A 21,036-nucleotide genomic window follows, 5' to 3' on the forward strand; every position below is an offset into this window, starting at 1 on the left:
TGATGGGTTTTGGAAGTCGCCCTAGAACTGAGACGCGAGCTTGGAAGGCAGGTTCCGTGGTACTTCAACAAGCAGGAAGGTGGCCTTTGTTCGTTTTATTCGATCCTACCATCACCGAACACCAGACGCAGTGCGATGGGGCGCTTGTGAACAAAAGTGGTCGATTTTTCGAAGACCGAACGACACATGATAGCCTCGCTCCGGCCCTCGTGAACCGCCAAACGGCGATCGCATGACGGCGAGCATTTCATCCAATCTGGTTGCGGATGTGAAGGGACGTTCGGCAACCGTATCGGACGCGGGTGATCATGGGCCGGTCTTGGAAAAAGGGACAAAGCTCCTCGAAGTCCGGAACCTCCAAACCAAGTTCTACACGGCCGATGGCGTCGTCAATGCGCTGAACGGCATTTCCTATACGGTGGACAAGGGCGAATGTCTGGCGATCGTGGGGGAAAGCGGCAGCGGCAAGACGGTCGGCGTTCTGTCGATCCTGCGGCTTATCCAGTCTCCGCCGGGCCGCATCGTCGGCGGCGAGATCCTGTTCAAGGGCGAAGATCTGTTGAAGCTCGACGATCGGAGCCTCCGGAAGGTTCGTGGCGAAGCCATTTCGGTGATCTTCCAGGATCCCATGACATCGCTCAATCCGGTGATGCGGGTCGGTGCGCAAATCACCGAGAACATCCACGCGCACGAGAACCTGTCGCACCGCCAGGCAAGGGCAAAGGCGTCGGATCTCCTGGGCATGGTCGGCATCCCGACGCCGGACAAGCGGCTTGACGACTATCCGCATCAGTTTTCCGGCGGCATGCGGCAGCGGGTGATGATTGCCATGGCGCTGTCCTGCTCGCCGCAGCTGATCATTGCCGATGAACCGACGACGGCGCTCGATGTCACGATCCAGGCGCAGATCGTCGAACTGATCAAACGACTGCAGGATGAGCTGGGCACCGCTGTGATCTGGATTTCCCACGATCTCGGTGTCGTCGCCCGTCTCGCCGATACGGTCGCCGTCATGTATGCCGGCCATATCGTCGAAAAGGCGCCCGTCGACGAGCTGTATGCCCGGCCGGCACATCCCTACACGATCGGATTGCTGAATTCGCTGCCGCGGCTCGACGCACGCGTCAAGACCAAGCTGCAGGCGATCGGCGGCCTGCCGCCCAACCTTCTGGGTACGCTCACAGGCTGTCCTTTCGCACCGCGCTGCGGTTTCGCGACGGATATCTGTCGGCAGCAAAATCCGCCGATCGCCGAGGTCGTGCCAGGTCATGCCGTTGCATGCTGGCACAGCCAGTTGATGTCGTGAGGACCGAAACATGAGCGACAACATCCTCGTCCGCGTCAAAGACCTGAAGATGCACTTTCCCATTCGTGCAGGATTTCTGGGCCGGACGATCGGCGCAGTGAAGGCGGTCGATGGCGTCAGTTTCGATATCATGAAGGGCGAGACCCTGGGTCTCGTCGGCGAAAGCGGTTGCGGCAAGACGACCACCGGCCGGACGATCCTGCGCCTGTACGAGCCGACCTCGGGAGAAGTGACGTTCCGGGGCATCGACCTGGCCAGCCGGGGAGCGGATGAGGTGCGTCGCACGCGGCGCCACATGCAGATGATCTTCCAGGACCCCTATGCCTCGCTCAATCCGCAGATGCGGGTCGGCGAGATCATCGCCAGGCCACTGCGGGTTCACCGACTGGTCAAGACGGCGAAGGAGGAAAAGGAGCTCGTCGCCGAGATTATGCAGAAGGTCGGGCTCAACGTGAACCTGCGCGACCGCTTCCCGCACGAATTCTCCGGCGGACAGCGCCAGCGCATCGGCATCGCGCGGGCCCTTGCGACCTCTCCGGATTTCATCGTCTGCGACGAGCCGATCTCGGCGCTCGATGTCTCGATTCAGGCCCAGATCATCAACCTGCTGGAGCAGTTGCGCGAGGATCTGGGGCTCACCTATCTCTTCATTGCCCACGACCTGAGCATGGTGCGGTATCTCTCGACCCGCGTCGGCGTGATGTATCTGGGCAAGATGATGGAGCTGACCTCCAGCAAAGACCTCTACGATGACCCGTTGCATCCCTACACCAGGGCGCTGCTCTCGGCGATCCCGATCCCCGATCCGCCCCTGGAGCGGCGCCGGCAGCGCACGATCCTTGCCGGTGATCCGCCGAGCCCAGCCAATCCGCCAAAGGGCTGCCGGTTTAGCACGCGCTGTCCGATGGCCGTCGATCAGTGCCGCATGGTGGAGCCGGAATTCCGAGAGGCCAAGACAGGACATTGGGTCGCATGTCATCTCGTTTGAAATCCAAGCGTCCCAGAGGGAGTAGCTGAGCCGCATGCGCTATCTTATCCGCCGTGTCCTGCAGTCGCTGATCGTGGTCTTCGGTGTCAGCATCGTCGCTTTCGGCATGCTGTTCATGACCGGCGATCCAACGGAGGTCATCCTCGGTGATGCGACGGACCGCATGACGGTAACGCAGATCGAGGAGTTTCGCGTCAAGATGGGCTTCGACCGGCCCTGGTATGTCCAGTATGCGAGCTTTGTCGGGAATGCTCTGCAGGGGGATTTCGGCTATTCCTTCATCCGCCACCAGCCGGCCTACGAGGTGATCACCGACAAGCTGCCCGCGACGATCAAGCTCGCCTCCTTCGCATTCGTGCTGTCGCTGCTCATCTCGATACCACTGGGCGTGCTGTCGGCGATCAGGCCGCATAAGCCGCTCGACAAGATCGCCACGATTCTGGCGCTCGCGGGACAGTCCATCCCGAGTTTCTGGCTCGGGATCCTGCTGATCATGTTCTTCGGCGTCTATCTCAAATGGCTGCCGATCTCCGGCAGTGGCACGTGGCAGCACATCATCATGCCGGGGATCACGCTCGCTGCCTTTCCGATTGCCCGCAACATGCGGCTGACGCGATCCTCGATGCTGGATTTCATGCAGCGTGATTTCGTCCGCACTGCGCGTGCGAAGGGCATTTCCGAAAGCCGTGTCGTTTACGCGCACGTGCTGCGCAATTCGCTGTTGCCGATCGTTACGTCAATCGGCCTCGAGCTCGGTTTTCTTCTCGGGGGCTCCGTGATCACGGAGACGATCTTCGGCTGGCCGGGCGTCGGCCGCGAGATCGTCGCAGCGATCGGCTCCAAGGATTTCTATGTCGTCCAGGCGGGCGTGATCATGCTGGCGCTCATCTTCGCGGGCGTCAATCTCCTGATCGACCTCACCTATTCCTTGATCGACCCTCGCATCAGGTACGGCTCATGACCGACATCGGCTCCACACCGGAAATGCAAGTTGCTTCGGACGAAGAAGGCAAAGCGCAGCGTTCCCGGCGCAACACGTTTTCCTCGCGCCTTTTCCGCAGCAAGGCGGCGACGATCAGCGCCGTTCTCCTTCTCCTCGTCGTGATTGCCGCACTTGCAGCTCAATGGATTTCGCCGAGTGATCCGTCGGCCATCAAGATCATCCAGCGGCTGAAACCGCCGGGCTATACCAACGGCGCCGGCACGACCTTCTGGCTCGGTACCGATGCGCTCGGCCGCGACGTGCTCAGCCGCCTGATTTTCGGCGCCCGCGTCTCACTGGTCGTCGGCCTTTCGGCCGTCGTCATATCAGGGGCAATCGGTCTGCTCGTAGGCCTGCTGTCCGGCTATTTCGGCGGCCTGGTCGACGATATCTTCATGCGGATCTGCGATATCCAGCTGTCCTTCCCAACCATCCTGCTGGCGCTCACCATCATGGCGGTGCTGGGCAGCGGCCTCGACAAGCTGATCCTCGTGCTCGGACTGACCGGATGGGTCCAGTACGGGCGTATCGTCCGAAGTCAGGTCCTCTCGCTGAAGAACGACGAGTTCGTGCTGGCGGCACGCGCCACAGGCGAGCGCCAATGGCGCATCATCTTTCAGCATATCCTGCCGAATATCTGGAGCCCGGTGATTATCATCGCAAGCTTCACGGTCGCCAGCAACATCGTCGCGGAAGCGTCGCTGAGCTTTCTCGGCGTCGGGGTGCCGCCGAGCGTGCCGAGCTGGGGGACCATGCTTGCCGACGGACGCCAGTATATAGGCGTTGCTGACTGGCTGACGGTTCCTGCCGGGATCGCGATCTCGCTGACCGTGCTGTCCATCAATATCCTCGGTGACTGGCTGAGAGACTATCTCGATCCGAGGTTGAAAAACCTTCTGTAAGCGCTCGTTTCTGAGTGCCGAAAATCCAATCACAAGAGCAGCAAATGCCGAAGACTGCATAAAAAAATCCAGTAGGAGAACAGACAATGAAATCGACGCATCTCTTTCGAACTTCGATGCTGGCAATCGGACTGGCTGTCGGTGCCACCAGCGCATCGCCCGCACTCGCGGCAGGCAAGCCGGTCGTCTTCCTGAACAATGCCGAGCCGGTCAGCCTTGATCCGATGTTCACGCAGGCTGACGCCAACGTCATCCTGTCGATCCATGAGACGCTTTTCCGCCTCGACAACAAGGGTGAGGTCCAGGCAGCGCTCGCGCAGTCAATCAAGATGATCGATCCCCTGAACTGGGAGATCAAGATTCGCCCCGGCCTGGTGTTCCAGAACGGCGAGCCGATCAATGCGGATGCGGCAGTTTTCACCTTCGACCGCGCCAAGAAGCTATTTGCGGCCGGCAAGGGCGACCTGAGCTTTGCGCTGGGTGCCCTGAAATACGATCACATCGAAAAGATCGACGACCTGACCGTCAAGCTGGTCATGACGGTGCCGGATCCGATCATCACCTCGCACATGGTCAACCCCGAGCTGTCGCTGCTGCCGCCGAAATACTACACCGAGAATTCGCCCGAAAAGGTCGCATTCGCGCCGGTCGGCGCCGGCGGATACACGTTCGTCTCCTACAAGGCGGGCGAGGGATTGATCCTCAAGGCCTTCGACAAATACCGCGCCGGCAAGCCTCCTGTCGATGACGTGATCGTCAAGGCCGTGCCAGAAGTTGCGACCCGCATCAGCGAGATCAAGGCAGGTTCCGCCGATCTCATGGTCGGCGTACCGGCAGACCTCAGGGCGGATCTCGAAAGCGCCGGCGCCAAGGTGATCGTCGCTCCGAGCTATCGCCGCGTGTTCGTCGCGATCAAGCAGGGTCGCAACCCGGCGCTCGCCGACGTGCGCGTCCGCCAGGCCATGAACCATGCGGTCAACTGCGAAGAGATCGCAACCGTGCTTCTTGGCGGCATGGCCAAATGCTCGATCGACCTCGTGAATTCACCTCACCAGAATACCGCACTGAAGCCCTACGCCTACGATCCGGCCAAGGCGAAGGAACTCCTTACCGCTGCAGGTTGGGTGCCCGGCCCGGATGGCGTACGTGCCAAGGACGGCGTGAAGCTCTCGTTGAATTTCGACACCACCAACGGCTCCTATCTGATGGACAAGGAAATCGCCCAGGTCATGGCCGATTCCTGGAAGGAAGTGGGAATTGAAATTGCGGACCTGCGCGTCATCGACAACTCCGTCAGCTCGCAGATGCGCGCAAAGCAGGGCGCCGGTTACCGTGATCTGATGAACAGCTCGTCGGGTCCCGATTACACCTGCCAGGGCGATCTCCTGCTGGTGCAGAAGGATTCGGGTTCAAACCGCATGAGCTGGGCGGACGACAAGTTCGAGCAGATGTTCAAGGCATTCAACCAGGAATTCGACCCGTCGAAGTGGAAGGCCATGTGCGATGCGGCGCAGGCCTACGTGGCCGAGCAGGCACCGGTCGTTTGGATGTTCACCGAGCCGACCTTCTACGGCGTCTCCAAGCGTCTGGATTACGAAGCCCGTCCGGATGGTCGCGTCTACCTCAACCTGGTGCTGAAGGGCGTCAACGGCTGAGGTGAAATACTGATCTCGAAGGGTCGGCGGGCTACCGCCGGCTCCTCATCTGCCTCAAGACGCTCAGGCAGCGGCCGAACCGCCCCGGAGTTGCCGGAGGCTCCCACTTCTGCAGGTCTGCCGAGCAATGTGGCTGAGAGGATGTCGGCTCTTGTATGGGAGAACGACGAGCTTCGGCAGGCCACGAGATGGACGCGAGGTCCGTCTCTTCCAAAGTGCCTCAGGTCAGCTAATTGAATCCCACTTCGACCGGGCCTCATCGATCTGTTTCGCGTTTTCCGCCGCCCATGTTCCGAGAGCCTGTACGGCGCCGGATAGGGAGTTGCCCAGCTCGGTCAGTTCATAATCGACCCGAGGCGGTATCGACGGTGTGACCGTGCGCTTCACCAGGCCGTCCCGTTCGAGATTGCGCAGCGTCAGGGTGAGCATTCGTTGCGATATGCCTTCGATTTCGCGTCTCAGCTCGTTGAAGCGATAGGAGCGCCGCTTGAGCGTCATGACCGTGAGGACGCTCCACTTGTCTCCGACACGGGCGATAACCTGCGAGACCTTCAGACACGCAGGCGACAGGTTTAAGGTGGGATCGGGCACAGCCATGTAACCTCGGTATCAAAAACGTGCATTCTTGCGCAGGTTTACAGCCCATCTAACATAATGCCTAGTTACACAAGAGAACTAGGGTTACCGAATGAAACTTCTCCACATCGATGCCAGCATTCTCGGAGCGCGCTCGGTTTCGAGGGAGCTTTCTGCTCTCATCGTCGAGCGGCTTACGGCAGTTCAGGATACGCATGTCACTTACCGCGATCTGGCGGTAGCGACCATTCCGCATCTGACGGTCGCGACGCTTCCGACCGCGCACCCGGCGTCGAAGATGGCGGGTCCTTTGGACAGCATTGCCCAGACGATCCGCGACGATAGCGACCGCATGCTCCAGGAATTCATGGAAGCCGACGTCGTCGTCATTGGCGCACCGATGTACAATTTCACGGTCTCCACGCAGCTCAAGGCATGGCTCGACCGCATCATCATACCCGGTACCACATTCAGGCCCTCCGCCGGCGGCGTTGAAGGCCTGGCGAAGGGCAAACGCGTCGTCATCGCTCTTTCCCGAGGTGGCGTCTATGCGCCAGAGACTGCCGCCGCCTCCGCGGAGCATGCCGAAACCCTGCTTCGGACCATGTTCGGCTTTATCGGCATCGCGCCTGAACTCGTGGTGGCGGAAGGCCTGAATGCGCCGCCGCAGGCGCGGGCCGAAGCCGTGGCTGGAGCGCGCAGCGCGATTGACAGACTGACCGCCTGAACCAGCTCTCTTGCAAGAAAGAACGCTTCTATGGAAACAGCATTGCTCGCCGGCCGTCCGAGCCGGCCCGTCTTCTACCTGACTTGGGCTCTCCGCATCGTTCTGGGGCTTGCCTTCATTCTCTTCGCGCTCATGAAGCTGAGCGGGCGCGAGGCAATGGTCGCCGAGTTCGATGCGGTCGGCCTTGGCCAGTGGTTCCGATATTTCACGGCCGCGCTTGAACTGATCGCAGGCATCGCGGTTCTGATCCCCGGCGTCTCCGTCTTCGGCGCCATTCTCATGCTGGTCGTCGACCTGGGAGCGCTCCTGGCGCAGCTCACAGTCCTTCATATCGACTGGGTTCATACCGTTGTCATCGCCGCGCTCATCGCTCTGCTGATCGTTCTCCAGCGCGGCGCGCTTGCCCGCTTCAAGTCCCGCAGGAGGCAACGTGGTTGATCATGATCTGATTGCATTCGGCTCCATTCACCTGGAGGTCAGGAATGTCGAGACGACGGCACGCTTCTGGGAAAGCCTCTTCGGCTTTACCCGTCGAACCTTTGGTGACAGCATTGAGCTGGGCACCGAGAAAGAAACCTTGATCGTCCTGCATGGCGGGGCGACCGAGCCGGTCAGACAGGGGCACAGCGGCCTCTACCATCTAGCAATCCATACGCCTGACCAGCGTGATTTCGCCCGTCTGCTGAAGCGTTTCTCCGACCTTCGCTATCCGTGCTCACCGACCGACCACACCTTCTCCAGGGCGATCTATCTGGACGACCCAGACGGCATCAACATCGAGGTCACTTTGGAAACACCCGAACGCTTCCGCGCCTTCAGGCCTGTGGGAAGCCGGCTGGCTTTTATCGGCACCGACGGCACTGAACGCCCAGGCTCCTACCCTCTCGACCTCCAAGAAATACATCAATCCTACGAGCCCGGCTCGGAACTGGAGGCGGCCCACCCGGCAACCAAGGTCGGCCACATCCACCTCTATGTCGCGGACCTCGAACGGTCACGCGACTTCTACACGGGGCTTGGCTTCGAACTGGCAAGATGGTGGCCGCCGATGCAGGTTGCCGACTTCGGTGCCGGCGGCGCCTTCAAGCACCGCATAGCCATCAACACCTGGCAAGGCATCGGCGCGCCCGTTCACCCGCAGGGCATGGCGAGGATGCGTCATTTCGAACTGCGTTTCGAGACGATGGAGAGGCTGAATGCTGCCGTCAATGCGAACCCTTCGGCAAGATCTCTCGGTGCCGCGCATGTGTTGCAAGACCCGTCGGGTATCGAACTGAGGCTCGTGCGCGCCTAACGGACCCGGAGGCGGCGTAAGAACGAATTGCGTTGAATAGAGGTCGGCAAAGCGATTGACCGTACTGGTCTAACTGGTCGAGCTATCGTGTCTGTTCGCGAACTATGGCGGAGAGGGTGGGATTCGAACCCACGATACGGTTGCCCGTATGCCGCATTTCGAGTGCGGTGCTTTCGACCACTCAGCCACCTCTCCGCTTCGCTGGTCGGCGCTTTGTCGGCGCGGGCTGTCTCATAGCGATGAAAGGGGTGGGTGGCAAGAGCGAAATCAAGGAGATCCAAGTCTTTTTCCTTGACAGCCTGGAGGGGCTGGCTTATCCCCCACGCGTTCCGGCATGGGTCACTCCGTGCACGGATGACGGCAGGTGCCTAGGCGCCGCGTTTCACCGGCAGACCGGCAGGGCCATCCGTCCCGCCTTCCTGCTCAACATCGACTGATAAAAAGACGGCCGCCTGCCCCTTGGGTCGGGAAGAGCCGGAACGAACATGAAAGGACAAATAATGTTCGCAGTCATCAAGACCGGCGGTAAGCAGTACCGCGTGGCCGCCAACGACGTGCTGACCATCGAAAAGCTGGAAGCCGAAGCTGGCGCAGTTGTCGAATTCAACGAGATCCTGGTCGTCGGCGTTGGCGCCGATGCCAAGTTCGGTGCACCCTTCGTAGCCGGCGCGATCGTCAAGGCCGAAGTCGTCGAGCATAACCGTGGCAAGAAGGTCCTGTCCTTCAAGAAGCGTCGCCGCCAGAATTCCAAGCGGATTCGCGGTCATCGCCAGCACCACACGGTTGTCCGCATAACCGACATCTTGGCTTAACTCGGGTTTCGAAGGTTTAAAGGAGAACTCCCATGGCACATAAAAAAGCTGGCGGTTCGTCGCGTAACGGTCGCGATTCCAATTCCAAGCGCCTCGGCGTGAAGAAGTTCGGTGGCGAAGTCGTCATTCCGGGCAACATTATCGTGCGTCAGCGCGGTACGCAGTGGCATCCGGGCGCCAATGTCGGCCTCGGCAAGGACCACACGATTTTCGCGCTGACCGCAGGCAACGTGAACTACCGTACGAAGGCTAACGGCCGCGTCTACGTGTCCGTGATGCCGAAAGCGGAAGCCGCAGAATAAAGCCGGCAAGCGTTATGCAACCGGCGTCTCATCGACCCGGTTGAACGTTCAAAGGTTCAGTCAAAGAAAAGGGGAGATGGGGCGCCACCCACCTCCCCTTTTTCTTTACCCTCGCGAAGGAGACTGAACATGTACGGCGAATTATTACGGAGTGACCAGAGCCGGTCGCCCGAAGAGCGGTTGAGGCCGCAGCTCTTACGCAGCGATTGCCCCGTCCTGTTGTCGCAGAGACTGGTTCTGCGCGCGCCCCACGAAGAAGACATCGACGCCCTTTCCCATCTCGCCAACAACGCCAATATCGCCACCATGGTATCGCGCATGCCGCATCCCTATACGGCGAAAGATGCGGCGGACTTCGTACGACGTACGAAAACCGGCGAGATCGGCAAGTGCGTCTATGCCATTACCCGTGGCGACAACGGCGCCTTCCTCGGCTGCTGCGGGCTTGAGCCGCACCCCGAGGACGATACGACGCTGGAGATCGGCTACTGGCTCGGCGAGCCGCACTGGAACAAGGGCTATGCGACGGAAGCGGCGCATGCGCTGATCGACATGGCGTTCCGGACCCGCGACATCGACCAGATCGATGCCCGCTGCCGGGTCACCAACGTTGCCTCCAGGCGGGTCATCCAGAAGTGCGGTTTCCAGTTCCAGGGCTCGGGGATGATCGGCTGCCTGGCGCTTGGCGGCATGGTGCCTGTCGAATGGTTCCGGCTCGACCGCAAGACCTGGATGTCGCTGAAGAGCTGGGGAGACATGCGATGAGCGCCGATCTCCTCGCCCGCCCGCTCCGGTCTGTAGACGATCCCGGTCCTTGCCCGGTCATCGAGACCCGTCGGCTTGTTCTTCGACCGCACCAGGCGCGCGACGCGGCCGCGATCGCCGCGTCGCTCGGCGACTGGCAGGTGACGCGCATGCTTGGCCGGGTGCCGGTGCCTTATGGTCTCGACGATGCGACCGACTGGCTGAAAAGCCTGCAGGCGTCGAAGGGGCCGCGCTGGCCGCTGGCGATTACCGATGGCGGCGAGCATGTCGGCACCGTCAATCTTGAGCTTCGGCACGGGCAATGGCATCTCGGCTATTGGCTCGGTCGCTCCCACTGGGGCCGGGGGCTGATGAGCGAGGCGGTCGCGGCAGCACTGGCGTCGTTCTTCGGCCGGCTGCCGGGGGCGGTGCTTCACTCGGGTGTCTTTGCCGATAATCCGGCGTCGCTGCGCATCCAGGAAAAGCTCGGCTTCACGGTTCTCGGCTGCACCGACATCTACAGCATGGCCCGCAATGCCATGGTGGCGCATATCGAGACCCAGGTTGAGGCATCCGCCTTGCGCCTGCCGTGACATGCTGTCGACCGGGGCCGCCGGCCGGCCCCGGTCTTCCACGGCTTCCATCTCACAGCTGCGGAGCCGGCAAAAAGTCATGATAAGCTTTGACCTTCGGGCGAAGCGACGATACCAAAAGCCTCGGCAGCAATCGCTTCCGCGGCAAGATCAACCGCACCAAAGACGGCAGAACCCATGAAGTTTCTCGACGAGGCAAAAGTCTATATCCGCTCCGGCGACGGTGGTGCCGGCGCGGTATCCTTCCGCCGTGAAAAGTTCATCGAGTTCGGCGGACCGGACGGCGGCGACGGAGGGCGTGGCGGCGACGTCTGGGTCGAGGCCGTCAACGGGCTGAACACGCTCATCGATTTCCGGTTCCAGCAGCATTTCAAGGCGGCCACCGGGGTGCACGGCATGGGCCGCAACCGCACCGGCGCCAATGGCGCCTCCGTCACGCTGAAAGTGCCGGTCGGTACGCAGATCTTCGAGGAAGACAACGAGACGCTGATCGTCGACATCACCAAGGAAGGCCAGCGCTTCCGGCTTGCAGCAGGCGGCAATGGCGGCTTCGGCAACACGCATTTCAAATCCTCGACCAACCAGGCGCCAGACTGGGCCAATCCCGGCCTCGAAGGCGAGGAAAAGACACTCTGGCTGCGGCTGAAGCTGATTGCCGATGCGGGCCTCGTCGGTCTGCCGAACGCCGGAAAATCGACTTTCCTCGCGACCGTTACCCGGGCGCGGCCGAAGATCGCCAACTATCCATTCACGACGCTGCATCCGAACCTCGGCGTTGCCACCATCGACGGGCGGGAGTTCGTGCTTGCCGACATTCCGGGTCTCATCGAAGGTGCACATGAGGGTGTCGGCATCGGCGACCGGTTCCTTGGCCATGTGGAGCGCACGCGCGTTCTCCTGCATCTGGTTTCTGCCCAGGAAGAGCATGTCGGCAAGGCCTACACCACGGTCAAGCGCGAGCTCGAGGCCTATGGCGGCGGGCTGAAGGACAAGCCGGAGATCGTCGCGCTGTCGCAGATCGACGTGCTCGATGAAGAGACGCTGAAGAAGAAGGCGAAGGAGCTGCAGAAGGCCTGCGGCCGTCCGCCGATGCTGATTTCCGCCGCCATCAACAAGGGCATGCTGGAAGTGCAGCGAGCCCTGCGGGACATCATTGTCGCGGCGAATTCTGAGACCGCGCTTCCCGATCGCAGCAGCCGGGTCGACGAAGATAGAAGCGAGGACTGACATGGGCCTGTCGCGCAAGTCTCTGATGCAGCACCGGCGGATCGTCATCAAGATCGGCTCGGCGCTGCTGGTGGACCGCAAGACGGGCCTGAAGACGGACTGGCTGAATTCGGTCTGTGCCGATATCGCGGCTCTGCGTGCCGAAAAGATCGACGTGCTGGTGGTCTCCTCGGGTGCGATTGCGCTGGGTCGCACGGTGCTCGGCCTGCCGGGTGGGGCGCTGAAGCTTGAGGAAAGCCAGGCGGCGGCCGCCGTCGGCCAGATCGCGCTTGCCCGCGCCTGGTCGCAGAGCCTGTCGCGCGACGCCATCGTTGCCGGACAGATCCTGCTGACGCTCGGCGATACGGAAGAGCGGCGCCGCTACCTCAATGCACGCGCGACCATCAGCCAGTTGCTGAAGCTCGGCGCGGTGCCGATCATCAACGAGAACGACACGGTCGCCACCTCGGAAATCCGCTATGGCGATAACGACCGGCTCGCGGCGCGTGTCGCGACCATGACCGGTGCAGATCTTTTGGTGCTGCTTTCGGATATCGACGGGCTCTACACGGCGCCGCCGCATCTCGATCCTGAGGCCCAGTTCCTCGAGACGATCGACAGCATCACGCCCGATATTGAGGCGATGGCCGGCGGTGCGGCGTCGGAACTGTCGCGTGGCGGCATGCGAACAAAGATCGACGCCGGCAAGATCGCCACCGGTGCCGGCTGCGCGATGATCATCGCCTCGGGCAAGACGCAGCATCCGCTGACGGCCATTGACGCCGGCGCACGGTCGTCTTGGTTTGCGCCGTCCGGTACGCCGGTCACCGCCCGCAAGACATGGATCGCCGGCCAGTTGCAGGCGGCCGGGGAGCTGGTCGTCGATGCCGGTGCAGAGCAGGCGCTGGCAATCGGCAAAAGTCTGCTGCCGGCGGGTGTCCGTTCGGTCGGAGGTCAATTCAGTCGCGGCGACACGGTGGTGATCGTCGGTTCGCAGGGCCGCGAAATTGCCCGTGGCCTGGCGAGCTACGATGTCGACGAGGCCAAGGCCATCGCCGGACGCAAGTCGGCGGAGATCGCCGACGTCCTGGGATATGCGGGGCGGGCTGCAATGGTGCACCGTGACGACCTGGTGATCACCGGCGCCATCCCCTCCCAACGGATGAAGCAGGAAGAGATCGAGGAGGGCGCCGCCCATGTCTGAGCCGATGCTCAAGCGCGAAGCCGACACCCACACTCCGGCTGACATCCAGCAACTGATGCTGGACGTGGGTCGCAATGCAAAGAAGGCGGCGCGGGTTCTGGCCATGCAGCCGGCCACCGTGAAAGATGCCGCCCTGCATGCGGCTGCCGACGCCATCATTGCCGGCAAAGAAGAGATCCTTGCTGCCAACGCGCGCGATCTCCTCAATGTCGAGGGTAAGGGGCTTCAACCGTCCTTCATCGACCGATTGACGCTGACCAGTCAGCGCATTGACGACATGGCCGAGGGCCTGCGGGCAATCGCCCGGCTGCCGGATCCGGTCGGCGACGTCATTGCAGCGTGGGAACGTCCCAACGGGCTGAAGATCGAGCGGGTGCGCACGCCGCTCGGCGTCATCGGCGTCATCTACGAGAGCCGGCCGAATGTTACGGCCGATGCCGGAGCGCTCTGCCTGAAGGCGGGCAATGCGGTGATCCTGCGCGGCGGGTCGGACTCGCTGTTCTCATCGCAGGCGATCCATCGCTGCCTGTGTGCCGGTCTCGCAAAGGCGGGTCTGCCGGAAGAGGCGATCCAGATGGTTCCGGTCGCAGACCGCGCCGCCGTCGGTGCCATGCTCTCCGGTCTCGATGGGGCGATCGACGTCATCGTGCCGCGCGGCGGCAAGAGCCTTGTCGCGCGCGTGCAGTCTGAGGCGAGGGTGCCGGTATTTGCCCATCTCGAAGGGCTCTGCCACATCTACGTGGATGCCTCGGCCGATCTCGATATGGCAGTACAGATTGTCGTCAACGCCAAGATGCGGCGCACCGGGATCTGCGGGGCTGCCGAAACGCTGCTGGTCGACCGGCAGGCGGCGGCAACGCACCTGCAGCCGATGCTTGCGGCGCTTTCGGCGGCCGGCTGCGAGATCCGCGCCTCGGACGAGGTTCGCGCGCAGGTTTCCGGGCTTCTTCCCGCGACCGAGGACGACTGGCGCACCGAGTATCTCGAAGCCATCATTTCGGTGACGCTGGTCGACGGGATCGCCGGTGCGATCGACCATATCAGCACCTATTCCTCCAGCCATACGGAGGCGGTCATCGCCGAGGATCCCGCCGTGGTGGCCCGCTTCTTCAACGAGATCGATTCCGCCATCCTCCTCCACAACGCCTCGACCCAGTTCGCCGATGGCGGCGAGTTCGGCATGGGAGGCGAGATCGGCATTTCCACCGGCAAGATGCATGCCCGTGGGCCGGTCGGCGTCGAGCAGCTCACCTCCTTCAAGTACCGGGTGCACGGCACCGGCCAGACGCGGCCCTGACGCGTGACGGTCGGGAGGGAGCTGAACCGTTACGTTGCCATGCCGCATGTCGAACAGGGCATGGTCGTCGGCCTGTTCGGCGGTTCCTTCAATCCGCCGCATCCCGGCCACCTGCTGGTGGCAGAGATCGCCCTCAAGCGGCTGGGGCTTGACCAGCTCTGGTGGATGGTCACGCCCGGCAACCCGCTGAAAAGCCGCTCGGTGCTGCTGCCGCTCGCCGAGCGGATCGCGCTCAGCGAAGATCTGGCGCGCGATCCGCGCATCAAGGTGACAGCCTTTGAGGAGCGCCTGCAGACGAGCTACACGGCACATACGCTGGCGCATGTGGTGGCGCGCAATCGCGGCGTACGGTTCGTCTGGATCATGGGCGCCGACAGCCTGAAGACATTTCATCAGTGGCAGAAATGGCGAGAGATCGCCGATCTGGTGCCGATCGTCGTCATTGACCGGCCGGGCGCCACGCTATCCTTCCTGTCGTCGCCGGCCGCCAGGGCCCTGTGGTTCGCCCGCGTCGATGAGAATGCCGCACGATCGCTGGCGATGCGCCGGCCGCCGGTGTGGACCTTCATCCACGGGCCCCGCTCCTCATTCAGTTCGACGGCACTGCGCAGCCAGTCCCGGGAGCCGCATTCGGACACGGCGAAAACCAGCTCGGACCAGCAGCGGTTTCCCTTGAAAGATTAACCATTCGATGCCACCTTAACTGGTGCGGATCGCCGCTACGGCAGATTCGTTTCGTGCCTGTTCTGTTCTTGGAAGAAAGGAACAACCCTGACAACAGTTCACGCCAAGGGGAGGGCGTCATACCTCCTCCCGAAGAGCCTGGAACGCGGCGCCGATGCTGCTGCCCGCACTCTTGAACTGGTCCTCGCGAGCCTCGAGGACTCAAAAGCCGAAGACATCGTCACCATCGACATTGCCGGAAAATCGGCGCTGGGAGACTACATGGTCGTAGTGTCCGGGCGATCGAGCAGGCATGTGTCGGCAATCTCCGAACACCTCCTGTCGGACCTCAAGGACGAGGGCCATGGCAGCGCCCGCGTCGAAGGCCTCGACACAGGTGATTGGGTGCTGATTGACAGTGGTGACATCATCATCCATGTGTTCCGCCCGGAAATCCGGGAGTTCTACAACATCGAAAAGATGTGGGCAGCTCCCGACGAGGAAGGAACACTGCACTAGCGGCTCCGTCAGGCGATCCTGATGCCGCAGTGCCGATGGCCGCTTGGAGCGGCTGGGCATGCCCCAGCCGCGATACCTGGGTTGCGGCTTCCAGTCAGGCGGTGATGGATCATGCGGATTGGCCTTTTCGCCGTGGGACGGCTGAAAACCGGACCTGAGAAAGAGCTCGCCTCCCGTTATCTCGACCGCTTCGCCAAAGCCGGCCCTGCGGTGAGCCTGGAACTTGCGCGGGTCACGGAGGTCGCCGAAAGCCGGGCGTCGGCTGCCGACACGCGCAAGCGCGAGGAGGCGGCGATGCTGGAGAAAAGCCTTGGAGAAGGAGCGATCCTGATCCTGCTCGACGAGCGGGGCAAGGCGCTCGACAGTCCCGCCTTCGCAAATCTCCTCGGACGGTACCGCGACCAGGGCAAGCGCGAGTTGACGATCGCCATCGGCGGTGCGGACGGGCTTGATCCGGCGCTGTATGAGCGGGCCGATGCAGTGGTCAACCTCGGAGCGATGACCTGGCCGCACCAGCTGGTGCGCATCCTCATCGCCGAGCAGCTCTACAGGGCGGTCACCATCCTCTCCGGACATCCCTATCACCGGGTCTAAAAGCCGAGGTCAGCGACACTCGGATGTTTCTGGCATGTGTTTCTGGCATCCCCCGGCAAATCAGCTTAGACTTGCCGCATTAGGACGGGTTTGAAATTCCATGCGAGCGCGGATTAGACGCATAGCGGGCGGATCTCTGCTGCTGGCGATGCTTGGCGGCATCGTGCCGCTGCCGCGCGCCTTTTCGCCGATTACAGCCCTCGCGCAAGTGTCCGCTGCGGCAGGCGAGCAGCCTCTCCCGGCCGATGCCGTGTCCTCCGCTCCCAACCCGGTCGACGAGCTGGAACGCAAGCGCGACCAGACGCGCGGCGAGCTCGAACAGCTGTCGAAAACCCTCACCGTTTCCGGAGACAAGGCCAGGGCCATCGAGCAGGCGATTGCCGAACTCGACAAGAGCAACGCGTCCCTTCGCCAGGCGCTGATCGAATCTGCGGCACGCCGCAAGCAGCTGGAAGCGCAGGTCCGGACGAGCGAAACGCGGCTGGCGGAGCTCGGGCTGAAGGAAGACAAGATCCGCGCTTCGCTGCACGAGCGTCGCGGCGTGCTTGCCGAAGTGCTGGCGGCGCTGCAGCGCATGGGCCGCAATCCGCCGCCGGCTTTGCTGGTAACGCCGGAGGACGCGCTCGGGTCGGTGCGCAGCGCCATCGTGCTGGGTGCCGTCGTGCCCGGCATGCGCGCCGAAGCCGACAGGCTGCTCTCCGACCTCCACGCGCTCGGCGATCTGCAGAAGGATGTCGCGGCTGAGCGGGAGAAAGCCTCCAACGCCATGACCGCCAGCCTCGAAGAGGATCGGCGGATGGATCTGCTACTCGTCGAGAACGACAAGCAGAACCTTGCCAATGCCGGCGACCTGGTGGCCGAGCGGCGTCGTTCGGAGGAGCTGGCGGGCCGCGCCACGAACCTCGAAGGCCTCATCCAGTCACTGGAAAGTGAGATCTCCTCGGTGCGTGAGGCGATGCAACGGGCCCGCGCCGAAGAGGAACGACGTCAACAACTTACCGCCGAAGAACGGGAGAAGGCGAGGCAGCTTGCGGAGAGCGGGGTGCCCGACAAAAACCGCATTGCGCCCGCATACGCGTTTTCAAGCCTGAGGCAGAAACTGACCTATCCTGCGGAAGGCGAACTCTTGCGCAGCTACGGTGACGCGGACGGTACAGGCCATACGGCGCGGGGCATCACGCTTGCCACCGGCGCCGATGCTGTCGTGACCGCGCCCGCGGACGGACTGGTCGTTTTCGCCGGTGCCTTTCGCAGCTATGGCCAGATGGTGATCCTCAACGTCGGCGACGGCTACCACGTCGTTCTGACGGGGATGGACAGGGTGAATGTCCGGCAGGGAAAGTTCGTCTTCTCAGGTGAACCGATCGCTGCCATGGGTGAGAAAAGAGTGGCGAGCGCAACGGCCTTGGCGCTGGAAACGGATCGCCCGACGCTTTACATTGAATTCCGAAAGGACGGCACCCCGATCGATTCGAAGCCGTGGTGGACCGCAAAAGAAACTGGAAGGGCACGAAATGATTCGTAGGGCTTCTCTTGTCATCGTTGGTGCACTGCTCGGGGCCACGGCCATGAGCGTCGTGTATTCCGCCGGCGTGCCTGCCCAGGCAGCCGGATCCTCGACCTATCGCGAACTTTCCATCTTCGGCGACGTGTTCGAGCGGGTACGCGCCCAGTACGTGACGCCGCCGGACGAGCAGAAGCTCGTCGAGAATGCCATCAACGGCATGCTGAGCTCGCTCGACCCGCATTCGAGCTACATGAATTCCAAGGACGCAGCCGACATGCGCACCCAGACCAAGGGTGAGTTCGGCGGTCTTGGGATCGAAGTGACGATGGAAAACGAGCTGGTCAAGGTCATCACGCCGATCGACGACACGCCCGCCTCGCGCGCCGGCGTTCTCGCCGGTGACTTCATCTCCGACATCGACGGCAAGCCGGTCCGCGGCCTCAAGCTAGAAGATGCTGTCGAGCGGATGCGCGGCGCCGTCAACACGCCGATCAAGCTTACCATCCTGCGCAAGGGCGCCGACAAGCCGATCGATATCACTGTCACCCGCGACATCATCGCGGTGCGTGCCGTGAAGTCGCGTGTCGAAGGTGGTGACGTGGGTTACCTGCGTGTCATCTCGTTCACCGAGAAGACCTATGACGACCTCGAAAAGGCAATCAAGAAGATCAAGGCCGATGTTCCGGCCGACAAGCTGAAGGGCTACGTGCTCGACCTGCGGCTCAACCCGGGCGGCCTCCTCGACCAAGCGATCAACGTGTCGGATGCCTTCCTCGATCGTGGCGAGGTGGTCTCCACCCGCGGCCGCAACCCGGAAGAAACCCGCCGCTTCAATGCCGGTCCCGGCGATCTGACGGATGGCAAGCCGGTCATCGTGCTCGTCAATGGCGGTTCGGCCTCGGCTTCGGAGATCGTCGCCGGTGCGCTGCAGGACCTGAAGCGCGCCACGGTCGTCGGTACGCGCTCGTTCGGCAAGGGTTCGGTGCAGACGATCATCCCGCTCGGCGAAGCAGGCGCGCTGCGCCTGACGACGGCGCTCTATTACACGCCGTCGGGCAAGTCGATCCAGGGCACCGGCATCACGCCGGACGTCAAGGTCGAACAGCCGCTGCCGGAAGAACTGCAGGGCAAGGTCCGGGCGGAAGGCGAATCCAGCCTGCCGGGCCACATCCAGGGCCAGAGCGAGACGGACGAAGGTTCGGGTTCCAGCGCTTATGTCCCGCCGGAAGCCAAGGATGACCTCCAGCTCACCTACGCCATGGATCTGCTGCACGGCACGAAGACCGACGCGTCCTTCCCGCCGCAGCCCGACAAGGCTGCTGCCGCCGCCAAGCCCTGATCGGATATCGGCATCCGTCCGCTCTCGAGGCGCCGGCGGATGCCCAGACCACTTCTGAAAGACAGGCGGACGGATCCATTGGGGACTGATCTTCACGCTCCGCTCGGACAGAACAGGAAACCGAAGGACCGGCGCTCGCGCCGGCCTTCTTTTGCCGTTCTGGCGGGCCTTGTGGCAGCCGGCGGGGTGCTTGGGCTTTCCTTCTATGCCATGCGGTCCGGCGGACTGGAGACGGCGCCGCCCGTCGAGGTGACGCTCGCCGTTCCGCCCGCAGCCTTGCCCCAGACAGCGCCAGCACCTGCCAAGCCCGCTCCGGCTGCCCCGAAAGACGCGATGCGGGCGACGTCGCAGAGCGGCGCCAATGTCGACCGCACGGTGCTCGACGACGGCTCCGTCGTCACCAAGTTCTCTCCGAAGCCGCGCGACGGCCAGGGTCCGCTGATCATCGATGCGCAGCGCAACGGCCAGGATCCGCGCATGGCGGCGATGCCGAACGAGGACCTCCTGGAAGAGACGCCGTTCGGCAGATTGCCGGTTAGGGCGCCGGACGGTCTGCGACCGATGGACCAGTATGGCCGGCCGTGGTCCGGTGCGCGCGGCAGCCGCATCGCTATCGTCATCGGCGGGCTTGGCCTTAGCCAGACCGGAACCCAGACAGCCATCGAGAAACTTCCCGGCAGCGTCACGCTTGCCTTTGCCGCCAGCGGCAACAGCCTGCAGCGCTGGATGCAGGAGGCGCGGCGCGCCGGCCATGAACTGCTGATGCAGGTGCCGATGGAGCCGTTCGACTATCCGGACAACGATCCGGGGCCGCTGACGCTGACCACCAGCCGCGGGGAGGCGGAGAACCTGAAGCGTCTGCACGAGGCGATGGGCCGGATCACCAACTACACAGGCATCGTCAACTATCTCGGCGGTCGCTATCTGACGGATGCCGACGCGCTTGAGCCGGTGCTTCGGGATATTTCGGATCGCGGCCTGCTGTTCCTCGATGACGGCTCGTCGGCGCGCTCGCTGACCGAGCAGGTGGGCAAGGCAGTCGATCTACCGCGCGCCTTCGGCGATGTGGCGATCGACGCTCAGGTGGATGGCCAGGCCATCCTGCGCAAGCTCGACGATCTGGAGCGGATCGCACAGCGCAAGGGCATGGCGATCGGCGTCGGTTCCGCCTTCGACGAGACGGTTGAGGCGGTCGCAGAATGGATTGAAAAGGCGGAAGGTCGCGGTGTCGAGATTGTCGGCGTCTCGGCGCTCGCTTCCGCCGAAGCGCAACAGTAAGGGGCAGAGGTTTGAGCAACAAGGCCAACATCAGTGCGGGCGATCTGCCCTATCGCCCCTGCGTCGGCATCATGGTCCTCAACCGCGAGGGCCTGGTGTGGGTCGGGCGGCGGCTCTCCACCGGCAACAGCGAGTCGGACGGTTCTCCGCAGCTCTGGCAGATGCCGCAGGGCGGGATCGACAAGGGCGAGGATCCGCGCGCGGCGGCCTATCGCGAACTGTTCGAGGAGACCGGCATGCGGTCGGTCTCGCTTTTGGCGGAAGCGCCGGACTGGATCAATTACGATCTTCCGCAGCACATGATCGGCATCGGCCTCAAGGGCAGGTACCGCGGCCAGACGCAGCGCTGGTTCGCCTTCCGATTCGAGGGAGACGAGAGCGAGATCAATATCGAAAACCCGCCAAGCGGCCAGCACCAGGAATTTGACGCCTGGGACTGGAAGCCGATGGCCGAGCTTCCGTCGCTGATCGTCGCCTTCAAGCGGCCGGCCTATGAAGAGGTGGTCCAGGCTTTCCGGTACCTTGCGCCGACGGAAAGTGGTTCCTGA

22 protein-coding genes, 1 tRNA gene and 1 pseudogene are annotated in these 21,036 nt (G+C 62.8%); 22 read left to right on the top strand and 2 right to left on the bottom strand.

From position 1 onward, the window contains the following. Positions 1–232 precede the first annotated feature (232 nt). The 5 genes from AAIH46_RS20260 to AAIH46_RS20280 all read left to right on the top strand — a co-directional run bounded on the left by AAIH46_RS20260 (position 233) and on the right by AAIH46_RS20280 (position 5,833). On the top strand, positions 233–1,306 hold the full coding sequence (locus AAIH46_RS20260; protein ID WP_430307874.1) for an ABC transporter ATP-binding protein: 1,074 nt from the start codon (positions 233–235) through the stop codon (positions 1,304–1,306). 10 nt (positions 1,307–1,316) lie between these two features. Then, positions 1,317–2,294, top strand: a complete 978-nt coding sequence (locus AAIH46_RS20265; protein ID WP_430307875.1) for an ABC transporter ATP-binding protein — start codon at positions 1,317–1,319, stop codon at positions 2,292–2,294. A gap of 34 nt (positions 2,295–2,328) precedes the next feature. Continuing rightward, positions 2,329–3,255 carry an ABC transporter permease gene (locus AAIH46_RS20270; protein WP_430307876.1) on the top strand — a complete coding sequence of 309 codons (927 nt, stop codon included), beginning with the start codon at positions 2,329–2,331 and terminating at the stop codon, positions 3,253–3,255. Beyond that, entirely contained in the window at positions 3,252–4,178 is a 927-nt protein-coding gene (locus AAIH46_RS20275) for an ABC transporter permease (RefSeq protein WP_430307877.1), read from the top strand. Before AAIH46_RS20270 ends, AAIH46_RS20275 begins: the two co-directional genes overlap by 4 nt. Positions 4,179–4,264: 86 nt before the next feature. After that, positions 4,265–5,833, top strand: a complete 1,569-nt coding sequence (locus tag AAIH46_RS20280; RefSeq protein WP_430307878.1) for an ABC transporter substrate-binding protein — start codon at positions 4,265–4,267, stop codon at positions 5,831–5,833. A 225-nt stretch (positions 5,834–6,058) separates the two neighbouring features. Here AAIH46_RS20280 and AAIH46_RS20285 read toward each other — a convergent pair whose 3' ends face one another. After that, positions 6,059–6,430 carry a winged helix-turn-helix transcriptional regulator gene (locus tag AAIH46_RS20285; protein ID WP_430307879.1) on the bottom strand — a complete coding sequence of 124 codons (372 nt, stop codon included), beginning with the start codon at positions 6,428–6,430 and terminating at the stop codon, positions 6,059–6,061. Between the two features lie 91 nt (positions 6,431–6,521). On the opposite strand from AAIH46_RS20285, the gene AAIH46_RS20290 reads away from it, so the two are divergent. The 3 genes from AAIH46_RS20290 to AAIH46_RS20300 are packed head-to-tail and all read left to right on the top strand — an operon-like array spanning position 6,522 to position 8,430. Next, positions 6,522–7,136 (top strand): FMN-dependent NADH-azoreductase, encoded by a 615-nt coding sequence (locus AAIH46_RS20290; protein WP_430307880.1) that lies wholly within the window; start codon positions 6,522–6,524, stop codon positions 7,134–7,136. Positions 7,137–7,166: 30 nt separating this feature from the next. Continuing rightward, on the top strand, positions 7,167–7,574 hold the full coding sequence (locus AAIH46_RS20295) for a DoxX family protein (RefSeq protein ID WP_430307881.1): 408 nt from the start codon (positions 7,167–7,169) through the stop codon (positions 7,572–7,574). Beyond that, complete coding sequence (locus AAIH46_RS20300) at positions 7,567–8,430, top strand: VOC family protein (protein WP_430307882.1); 864 nt, start codon at positions 7,567–7,569, stop codon at positions 8,428–8,430. Before AAIH46_RS20295 ends, AAIH46_RS20300 begins: the two co-directional genes overlap by 8 nt. 105 nt (positions 8,431–8,535) lie before the next feature. Here the strand turns inward: AAIH46_RS20300 and AAIH46_RS20305 are convergent. Further along, a tRNA-Ser gene (locus AAIH46_RS20305) sits at positions 8,536–8,625 on the bottom strand. Between the two features lie 305 nt (positions 8,626–8,930). On the opposite strand from AAIH46_RS20305, the gene rplU reads away from it, so the two are divergent. The 14 genes and pseudogenes from rplU to AAIH46_RS20375 all read left to right on the top strand — a co-directional run bounded on the left by rplU (position 8,931) and on the right by AAIH46_RS20375 (position 21,036). Further along, positions 8,931–9,242 (top strand): 50S ribosomal protein L21, encoded by a 312-nt coding sequence (gene rplU / locus AAIH46_RS20310; RefSeq protein WP_430307883.1) that lies wholly within the window; start codon positions 8,931–8,933, stop codon positions 9,240–9,242. A gap of 32 nt (positions 9,243–9,274) precedes the next feature. Further along, on the top strand, positions 9,275–9,544 hold the full coding sequence (gene rpmA / locus AAIH46_RS20315; protein ID WP_133318160.1) for a 50S ribosomal protein L27: 270 nt from the start codon (positions 9,275–9,277) through the stop codon (positions 9,542–9,544). A 129-nt stretch (positions 9,545–9,673) separates the two neighbouring features. Continuing rightward, positions 9,674–10,309: a GNAT family N-acetyltransferase gene (locus AAIH46_RS20320; RefSeq protein ID WP_430307884.1), complete on the top strand. Its 636-nt coding sequence runs from the start codon at positions 9,674–9,676 to the stop codon at positions 10,307–10,309. Further along, a complete protein-coding gene (locus AAIH46_RS20325) occupies positions 10,306–10,881 on the top strand; it encodes a GNAT family N-acetyltransferase (protein ID WP_430307885.1) in 576 nt (191 codons plus the stop codon). Before AAIH46_RS20320 ends, AAIH46_RS20325 begins: the two co-directional genes overlap by 4 nt. A gap of 177 nt (positions 10,882–11,058) precedes the next feature. Continuing rightward, positions 11,059–12,108: a GTPase ObgE gene (gene obgE, locus AAIH46_RS20330; RefSeq protein ID WP_430307886.1), complete on the top strand. Its 1,050-nt coding sequence runs from the start codon at positions 11,059–11,061 to the stop codon at positions 12,106–12,108. Position 12,109: 1 nt separating this feature from the next. Beyond that, on the top strand, positions 12,110–13,291 hold the full coding sequence (proB, locus tag AAIH46_RS20335; protein WP_430307887.1) for a glutamate 5-kinase: 1,182 nt from the start codon (positions 12,110–12,112) through the stop codon (positions 13,289–13,291). A 4-nt stretch (positions 13,292–13,295) separates the two neighbouring features. After that, positions 13,296–14,588: a glutamate-5-semialdehyde dehydrogenase gene (locus tag AAIH46_RS20340; RefSeq protein WP_430307950.1), complete on the top strand. Its 1,293-nt coding sequence runs from the start codon at positions 13,296–13,298 to the stop codon at positions 14,586–14,588. Further along, positions 14,509–15,272: pseudogene (locus AAIH46_RS20345) on the top strand (nicotinate-nucleotide adenylyltransferase). The gene AAIH46_RS20340 and the pseudogene AAIH46_RS20345 overlap by 80 nt, the downstream one beginning before the upstream one ends. A gap of 57 nt (positions 15,273–15,329) precedes the next feature. After that, positions 15,330–15,770, top strand: coding sequence for a ribosome silencing factor (gene rsfS, locus AAIH46_RS20350; protein WP_430307951.1), 441 nt, complete (start codon positions 15,330–15,332; stop codon positions 15,768–15,770). A 111-nt stretch (positions 15,771–15,881) separates the two neighbouring features. Then, positions 15,882–16,364, top strand: a complete 483-nt coding sequence (gene rlmH / locus AAIH46_RS20355; protein WP_430307888.1) for a 23S rRNA (pseudouridine(1915)-N(3))-methyltransferase RlmH — start codon at positions 15,882–15,884, stop codon at positions 16,362–16,364. A gap of 100 nt (positions 16,365–16,464) precedes the next feature. Continuing rightward, complete coding sequence (locus AAIH46_RS20360) at positions 16,465–17,889, top strand: murein hydrolase activator EnvC family protein (protein WP_430307889.1); 1,425 nt, start codon at positions 16,465–16,467, stop codon at positions 17,887–17,889. Further along, positions 17,879–19,210, top strand: a complete 1,332-nt coding sequence (locus tag AAIH46_RS20365; RefSeq protein ID WP_430307890.1) for a S41 family peptidase — start codon at positions 17,879–17,881, stop codon at positions 19,208–19,210. The genes AAIH46_RS20360 and AAIH46_RS20365 overlap by 11 nt, the downstream gene beginning before the upstream one ends. A gap of 78 nt (positions 19,211–19,288) precedes the next feature. Then, positions 19,289–20,488, top strand: coding sequence for a divergent polysaccharide deacetylase family protein (locus AAIH46_RS20370; protein WP_430307891.1), 1,200 nt, complete (start codon positions 19,289–19,291; stop codon positions 20,486–20,488). An 11-nt stretch (positions 20,489–20,499) separates the two neighbouring features. Further along, positions 20,500–21,036 (top strand): RNA pyrophosphohydrolase, encoded by a 537-nt coding sequence (locus AAIH46_RS20375; protein WP_430307892.1) that lies wholly within the window; start codon positions 20,500–20,502, stop codon positions 21,034–21,036.

Source organism: Rhizobium sp. 0TCS1.26, assembly GCF_050455525.1.
Lineage (GTDB): Bacteria > Pseudomonadota > Alphaproteobacteria > Rhizobiales > Rhizobiaceae > Neorhizobium.

Coding starts and splice junctions, on each gene's coding strand:
- AAIH46_RS20295 (WP_430307881.1), top strand. CDS start 7,167: ATGGAAACAGCATTGCTCGCCGGCCGTCCGAGCCGGCCCGTCTTCTAC.
- AAIH46_RS20290 (WP_430307880.1), top strand. CDS start 6,522: ATGAAACTTCTCCACATCGATGCCAGCATTCTCGGAGCGCGCTCGGTT.
- obgE (WP_430307886.1), top strand. CDS start 11,059: ATGAAGTTTCTCGACGAGGCAAAAGTCTATATCCGCTCCGGCGACGGT.
- rplU (WP_430307883.1), top strand. CDS start 8,931: ATGTTCGCAGTCATCAAGACCGGCGGTAAGCAGTACCGCGTGGCCGCC.
- AAIH46_RS20285 (WP_430307879.1), bottom strand. CDS start 6,430: ATGGCTGTGCCCGATCCCACCTTAAACCTGTCGCCTGCGTGTCTGAAG.
- AAIH46_RS20340 (WP_430307950.1), top strand. CDS start 13,296: ATGCTCAAGCGCGAAGCCGACACCCACACTCCGGCTGACATCCAGCAA.
- AAIH46_RS20365 (WP_430307890.1), top strand. CDS start 17,879: ATGATTCGTAGGGCTTCTCTTGTCATCGTTGGTGCACTGCTCGGGGCC.
- rpmA (WP_133318160.1), top strand. CDS start 9,275: ATGGCACATAAAAAAGCTGGCGGTTCGTCGCGTAACGGTCGCGATTCC.
- AAIH46_RS20320 (WP_430307884.1), top strand. CDS start 9,674: ATGTACGGCGAATTATTACGGAGTGACCAGAGCCGGTCGCCCGAAGAG.
- AAIH46_RS20360 (WP_430307889.1), top strand. CDS start 16,465: ATGCGAGCGCGGATTAGACGCATAGCGGGCGGATCTCTGCTGCTGGCG.
- rlmH (WP_430307888.1), top strand. CDS start 15,882: ATGCGGATTGGCCTTTTCGCCGTGGGACGGCTGAAAACCGGACCTGAG.
- AAIH46_RS20325 (WP_430307885.1), top strand. CDS start 10,306: ATGAGCGCCGATCTCCTCGCCCGCCCGCTCCGGTCTGTAGACGATCCC.
- AAIH46_RS20275 (WP_430307877.1), top strand. CDS start 3,252: ATGACCGACATCGGCTCCACACCGGAAATGCAAGTTGCTTCGGACGAA.
- AAIH46_RS20270 (WP_430307876.1), top strand. CDS start 2,329: ATGCGCTATCTTATCCGCCGTGTCCTGCAGTCGCTGATCGTGGTCTTC.
- AAIH46_RS20280 (WP_430307878.1), top strand. CDS start 4,265: ATGAAATCGACGCATCTCTTTCGAACTTCGATGCTGGCAATCGGACTG.
- AAIH46_RS20260 (WP_430307874.1), top strand. CDS start 233: ATGACGGCGAGCATTTCATCCAATCTGGTTGCGGATGTGAAGGGACGT.
- proB (WP_430307887.1), top strand. CDS start 12,110: ATGGGCCTGTCGCGCAAGTCTCTGATGCAGCACCGGCGGATCGTCATC.
- AAIH46_RS20265 (WP_430307875.1), top strand. CDS start 1,317: ATGAGCGACAACATCCTCGTCCGCGTCAAAGACCTGAAGATGCACTTT.